The sequence below is a fragment of the Pseudomonas sp. PS01298 genome, from assembly GCF_029959745.1.
GTDB lineage: Bacteria > Pseudomonadota > Gammaproteobacteria > Pseudomonadales > Pseudomonadaceae > Aquipseudomonas > Aquipseudomonas aylmerensis.
On sequence record NZ_JASCPP010000073.1, the window covers coordinates 1 to 5,674 of the forward strand.

Below are 5,674 nucleotides of genomic sequence, written 5' to 3' on the forward strand. Positions count from 1 at the left end.
GTGTGCCAGTCGCTGAAGAGGGTGCCTGACCCACCGCCTTCGCGAGCAAGCCCGCTCCCACACTGGATCGCCTGTGTTGTCAGAGATCGCGCACTACCCGAAAACCGATCCAGTCTCCGCGCGTCTGCGGGAAAATGTTGTTGCGGTTGCCCGAGCGCGAGAACACGGGCGCCTCGCCCCAGTCATTGCCGCGAATCTGGTAACCCTCGCAGTTCGGCTCCATCCATGCACTACCATCGGTCGGCGCGCCGATGTAGTTGGGGTGCTCGCAGTCGGCAACCCGTTCGTATACGTTGCCGTGCATGTCGTACATGCCGAATGCATTCGGCGGGTAGCTGCCTACCGGCGAAGAATAGCTGTAGCCATCTGCCGGGCCGTAGGTGTTGGCGTGCTCGGCAATGCTGTAGCCCTTGCCTTCATCGAACGGGAAGGGGAATGGCCCGGTGGAGCCAGCGCGGGCGGCGTATTCACGCTGGGCTTCGCTGACCATGTGGTATTGATGGCCGGTCTTTTTCGATAGCCAGGCCACGTAGTGCTTGATGTCGTCCATGTCCATGCACACCGCCGGCTGGCGCGGGCCCTGCGGGTAGCGTGGCTTGCTGGCGATACATTCGCGGCCGGGGCGGGTGTCGCCATCGGCGATCTTCACCCCGGTCTGGCGGATATAGCTGTCCCATTCGCCGGCGGTGATATGGAAGCGGCTCATGGCAAAGGGCTTGGCGAAGGTCACGTCGTGCATCGGGCCTTCATCCGGCTCGCGGCCGACTTCATCTTCCGGCGTGCCCATGGTGAAGGTGCCGGCGGGCAGCACCACCATTTCCGGGCAGTCCTTGCAGTCCTTGAATACTTTGCCGGGTTGCGGCGTGGCGGCCTGGGCCAGGTTGGGCAGCAGCGTGGCGCACAGGGCGGTGAGCGCCAGGGCGCCCAGGGGCTTGAGTCGGGATGGATTCATGTGGGCATCTCGTTCAAAGGAAAAAGGGCGGGCCTCACGCCCGCTGGTTCAGCAGGGTCATGAAGCGCTGGATCTCTTCGCTGGAATTGAGCAGGCCCGGGGAGGTACGGATCACCGGACCGACATCACGGTCCACCGCGTCGATGACCACACGGTTTTTCATCATGTAGGCCGCCACGGCATCACTGTCCTGGCCCTTGACCCGGAAGAAGGTAAAGCCGGCCGACAGCTCGGGGCTGCGTGGGGTAACCAGTTCGATCTTCGGGTGCGTTAGCAGTTGATCTTTCAATTCGCTGTTCAGCGCATGGATGCGCGCCTGCACCTGTGCCTTGCCCAGTTGCAAGTGCAGCCTGAAGGCCTCGTCCGCCGCCCAGCGATGCTCGAAGGCGTGGAAGCCGCCAGGGGTCATGATGGTGGCGAAGTCCTTGTCCTCGGAGAAGGTCGGCACCATCGGCGTCACGTACTTGTTCTCGGGGTCGCGGGCGCACACCAGGCCGGTGCCGCGCGGCCCGAACATCCACTTGTGGGTGCCGGCGATGAAGAAGTCGCAGTGCATGTCCGGGAAATCGAGGTTCTCCACACCAAAACCATGCACACCGTCGACGATATAGAGGATACGGTCCTTGTCATCGCGCTCGCGGTTGTGTTCCTCGACCAGCTTGCCGATCTCACCGATGGGCAGCTTCACGCCGCTGCCGGACTGTACCCAGGTCATGCCGAGCACGCGGGTGTTGGGGCGGATATTGCGTTGGATATTGCCCAGCACTTCATCGGCGGACACCCGGTGGGCATCGTCGAACAGGCGAATCTTGCGGACCTGGGTCTGCTCCTTGCGTACCCGGAAATCCAGGCTGAACTCGGTAGCGTAATGCTCGTGCACCGTGGTCAGGATCTCCTGGTCGGCGCGCACCTTGATCCCGCCATAGATCATCGCCAGGCCTTCGGAGGTGCTGCCGGTGAGGGCGATCTGCGCGGGCGTGGCCTTCAGGTAGCGGCCGGCCCATTCGCGGACCTGGCCTTCGCGCTTCCAGGTCTCCTGCAGGTCCCAGTCCATCGCCAGGCCAGGGTTGCGGTCGATCTGTGCGCGGTAACGTTCAATGGCCTCGCGCACCGGCCTGGGGTGCGAGGCCACGAGGAAGTTGGAAAAGTGCAGGTAGCTGGGGTCCTGGTTGAACAGTTGCTTGAATCCCGTCCATGGGTCGTTCGTGCTGTCGGCAGCCATTGCCTGGGGGAGCAGGGCGGTGCCCAGCGGCAGGCTCGCGGCGAAAACACCGGCCTGCTTGAGAAAAGTACGGCGGTCGGTCATGGACATACTTCTAGGTGATTAGCGGTTGGCCAAGGGTTTGGCGGCTTTTTGGACCTGGTCCCACACGCGCAGGAAGTTGCCTCCCCACAGCTTGGCGATATCGGCTTCGGAATACCCACGCTGAATCAGTTCGGCGGTGACGTTGCGCACTTCCCCGACGTTGTTCCAGCCCTGGATGCCGCCGCCATCGTTGAAGTCCGACGCCAGGCCGACGTGATCGATACCAATCTTGCGCACGGTGTAGTCGATGGCGTCACCCAGGTCCTTGAGGGTGGCCTTGGGCTCTTCGTCGAGGATCGCGTACAGCGCGCCGGCGTACTCGCCGAATTTGTGTTCGGGCCAGGCGGCGATGATCGCGTCACCCGGCATCAAGGCCACGGCGAGGTTGGGCAGCGGTGGCAGGTCGAAACGGGCGCGCAGGGCGTTGAGCTTGTCCTGGGTCGGCTGGCTCAGCGGGCGCAGGTAGGCGGAGAAACCCACGATCTGCACCACGCCGCCGCTCTGCTTGATCAGTTGCAGTTCCTTGTCGCTGAGGTTGCGCGGGATATCCACCGCCGCGCGTGGCGCCGAGTGCGATGCCACCATCGGCGTACGGCTCAACTGCGCCACCTGCTCCAGGGCCTTGGTCGACATCTGCGACACGTCGATGATCACGCCGAGGTCATTCAGGCGGTGCACCGCTTGCTTGCCGATGTCCGAGAGGCCGTCGAGGGCATCCACCGAGTCATTGAAAAACGGCAGCGGGCGCGACGAGTCGGACCAGGCGTTGTTGCCCACATAGCTGAAGCCGAACATGCGCATGCCGCGCGCAGCCCACAGGTCCAGCTGGTTGAGGTCGTTGCCCAGCGGGTAGGCGTTGAGCATGCTAATGAAGATCGCGAACTTGCCCTCGCCATGCAGGCGCCGGAAGTCGTCCGGGGTGTAGGCGATGCCGACCTGGTTGGGGTAGTCGCGGACCATGCCACTGATGATTTTGTAGCGCACTTCCTGTTCATTGCGCGCGGCTTCGACAAAACCGTCGGTGGGTTTGTGCGGTGCGTTGGGGCCGTTCCAGATTTCCGGCCAGCCGAAGATCGTCAGGGCGGCACCGGACAGGCGGCCGCGTGCGGCCTTGGCCAGGTCGAACTGGCCGCTACCGTCCTTGTCGGCCTCGTTGCCGGCGGTGCCGAAATCCACCGGCACGGTGATATGGCTGTCGAACGACAGCAGCCGGTCCTGCATTTCATTGGCCTGCTTGATAACCTCCAGCGGATAGCCGGCATTGCCCTTGAACCAGTGATCCCAGGCCAGGAAACCGGCCCCGGCACCGATGGCCAGTGCCAGCGGCAGGCCGATATACAGCGCCTTTTTCGAACGTGGTTTTGTCATTGCCATCTCAGTCAGTTGAGGCCTTCGCTATCAGGGAAGAACGAGTGATGGGCACGCAAATTTAGGCGCCGCCGACAGCGCGGTAAATTTCCCCGGGCTGCAAACGTTCTAGCTCTGATAAAGCCGTTTCCTAAGGTAGACAATGACCATCTCTCGACGTGGGTTCATCGCCGGCCTGGCGCTCACCGGCGCCGCTGTGCCGGCGGCCTTTTATGCCCATCGCGAGCTGACGCGCGAAGAAGAATTCCCCATCACCCCCGGCGAAGCCACGGTGGCGCTGGCCGATACTGCCGGCCAGCACCTGGCCAACACCTTGCGTGGCGTGTGGAGCCTGCGCCTGGAAGGTCGCGACGCCGGCCTCAAGGGCCTGCCGTTGGAAGGCCTGGAACTGTTGCTCGACATCGCCCCGCGTGGCCGCGGCGTGCGTGGCTACCTGGACACCGCCGCCAACCTGCGCGCCGAAGGCGAGCCGCGCTATCGCGTACTCGGTGACCTGGTGAGCGGCGACAGCGCCTTGCTCTATTGGCGCCTGATCGACCGCGACTCAGCCGACGGCAGGCCCGCCTATGAATTCAAGATGACCCTCGACCAGGTCTGGGCGGACTTTGCCAACGCCGGCAGCAGCACCCTCAGCGGGCAGATCCTCGACCTGGATCGCCCGCTGGCATTGACCGAGCGCGACAACCGCTTTATTGCCCACAAGCATTGGTTTCCCGAAGCACGCCAGCGTATCGGCCTCAACCCGACGCTGCTGGCCTGGCTCATCGCGCCCGAGCACCGCCTGTTCCATCAGCTGTGGCACGCCACCCGGGACCAGTGGCACAAGCTCTCCGAAGAAAAGCGCGAGGCCCTGCGCGGTATCGGCTGGCAACCCGGCCCACGGGGCAAGGAACGTGATGCGCGTGGCAAGCACAAGGACCGCAATGGCTCGGGCATCGACTTCTTCTTCATGCACCGGCACATGCTCGGCACCGCGCGCTCAATGCAGGATTTGCCCTCATGGCCGCAATTCCCCGCGCCGCAACCGCCCCTTGAGCGCGATCGCCTGGGCTTCCTGCGGTACTTCGACAACCACGATGGCTTCGCCCTGCCGCCCACCTGGTGGGCCGCGGATGACAGCGAATACACCCAGTGGGTCAGCGACATCAAGGCGGCCGAGACCTACCACGGCAATTTCCAGGTCTGGGAATCCCAGTACCGCGACCCGCGTTACCTGGCCAGGTTGAGCCTCGGCCAGTTGGGCTCGGAGATGGAGCTGGGCCTGCATGACTGGCTGCACATGCGCTGGGCCTCGGTGCCCCGTGACCCTTCCAACGGTGCGCCCGTGCCCCTGGCCCGCGACCCGGCAGACTTCGCCCCGCGCTGGTATGCGGCGGAAAACGACTTCCTCGGCGATCCGTTTTCGTCCCACGTTAACCCGGTGTTCTGGCACTTCCACGGCTGGATCGACGACCGCATCGAAGACTGGTTTCGTGCCCATGAGCGTTTCAATCCCGGCGAGGTCAGCCGCATGCAGGTCAACGGCGTGGCCTGGTTTGCGCCGGGGCGCTGGGTCGAAGTCGGTGACCCGTGGCTGGGCCCGGACACCCATGGCTGCAGCACCACGCCGGGGTTGCAGATGGGCAAGTCGATGGAGATGGATCCGGAGACCATGAAGCTCGCGCTGCGCATCACCTTCGGTGCCGAGGACGATGCGCTGCTGGGTTTGTTCAAGCGCGTGCCGAAGCGGCCCTGGTATGCGCGGCATTTAAAGGTCAAGGCGCGCGAAGCCTGACCCTCGTCGCTGCCTGACACCGCGCCATCGCTGGCGCGCCTGCGCGTTAAAACCACACCGCTGCTCAGCCGATCCCAGGGCTGGCGCCCTTGTCCCCGCTTCCCATGTCACCTCCCTGCGGTCAAATCCCTTAATTTCCCAACCCTGCCGGAAGCCTTCCAGGCCCCCGGCTGTGCCCGTGTTTCTTTCACCGGGCGCCCAGCACAGACGATTGCAAACGGCAGCTGAAAACGGACTTTCTTCTCCACCGTGACTTATCAGGCAGGTTACCTCC

At 64.0% G+C, this 5,674-nt stretch carries 4 protein-coding genes; 1 reads left to right on the top strand and 3 read right to left on the bottom strand.

Annotation, left to right across the window (positions count from 1 at the left end; translation table 11 throughout):
- Positions 1-79: 79 nt before the first annotated feature.
- From QMX97_RS22010 to pvdM, 3 genes are read right to left on the bottom strand one after another with little or no spacing between them, the layout of a single operon-like run.
- Entirely contained in the window at positions 80-952 is an 873-nt protein-coding gene (locus tag QMX97_RS22010; protein ID WP_106804290.1) for a formylglycine-generating enzyme family protein, read from the bottom strand.
- Positions 953-986: 34 nt separating this feature from the next.
- Positions 987-2,258: an aminotransferase class V-fold PLP-dependent enzyme gene (locus QMX97_RS22015; protein ID WP_282397604.1), complete on the bottom strand. Its 1,272-nt coding sequence runs from the start codon at positions 2,256-2,258 to the stop codon at positions 987-989.
- Between the two features lie 18 nt (positions 2,259-2,276).
- Positions 2,277-3,626 (bottom strand): pyoverdine-tailoring dipeptidase-like protein PvdM, encoded by a 1,350-nt coding sequence (gene pvdM, locus QMX97_RS22020; protein ID WP_282397605.1) that lies wholly within the window; start codon positions 3,624-3,626, stop codon positions 2,277-2,279.
- Between the two features lie 142 nt (positions 3,627-3,768).
- Here pvdM and QMX97_RS22025 point away from each other — a divergent pair, with 142 nt between their 5' ends.
- Positions 3,769-5,400 (top strand): PvdJ/PvdD/PvdP-like protein, encoded by a 1,632-nt coding sequence (locus tag QMX97_RS22025; protein WP_282397606.1) that lies wholly within the window; start codon positions 3,769-3,771, stop codon positions 5,398-5,400.
- Positions 5,401-5,674: the final 274 nt, after the last annotated feature.